The 882-nt window shown below is 65.8% G+C and carries 1 protein-coding gene; it reads right to left on the minus strand.

Annotation, left to right across the window (positions count from 1 at the left end):
* Positions 1–208: 208 nt before the first annotated feature.
* Positions 209–382 (minus strand): hypothetical protein, encoded by a 174-nt coding sequence (locus AC1D1G_RS45580; RefSeq protein ID WP_317571634.1) that lies wholly within the window; start codon positions 380–382, stop codon positions 209–211.
* Between the last annotated feature and the right edge of the window lie 500 nt (positions 383–882).

The raw sequence follows: 882 nt of genomic DNA on the forward strand, positions 1-882 counted from the left end.
TTGCAAATTTGCAAATCAACGTCTTTCAAAAACGACTCAAAACCGGACGCAACAGACACCCGCGCGCCCGCCGGAACCCCGGCGCCGCCACTCCCCGAACAGGTCGCCGGCGACCCCCACATCACAAACCGGGGCATGCCATCACACCAGGTCACAGCACTATTACGCCCACCAGTTCCGAGGTCGCATCGATCCCACCCCTAACCACCTACGCACCGCCCAGAATGGGCAGCAGGGAATTCAGCAGTAGTTCGCGTAGCTCGCGGCGACGCCTGGGAGGGAGCGCGTCATGGTGTTCGAGAGATTCTCCGATCAAGCCCGTCAAGTGGTCGTCCTCGCCGCCGGCGCCGCCCGCACCCACCACCAGAACTGGAGTCGGCACCGAACACCTGCTGGTCGGGATCTTCGACGCTGGCGGCCCCGGAGCGGCGGCGCTGACCTCGTGGGGTGTCACCGCGCCGGCCCTCGAGTGCAAGCTCGGCGGTGTCAGCGCACCGGCAGGCTCCGCGCCGCGGGGCACATCCCGAACACCGGCGAAGACGAAGAAGGTCCTCGAGGGCAGCCTGCGCCAGACCACCCTGCTCGGGCACGAAGAGGATCGGCACCAACCACCTCCTCCTGGCCCTACTCGACGACCCCGCCTCCACCGGCGCTCACATCCTCACCGACCTCGCATCCCTACCCATCAGCGAAATGCGTGAGCACCTCAGACGCGAACTCGCCCACAGGCCCACCCCAGGCCCCCACATCCGGCTCAACGCCGACGAATACACCCGCGCCCACGCCGTCGGCCAGAACCTCGAAACCTCCGGTCCACGAACACATCACCAACGCCCTCGAACAACCCGAATAACAGGTTCAATCGGGGGTGAAGAACAGCGC

The organism is Rhodococcus sp. P3_B8, assembly GCF_056402775.1.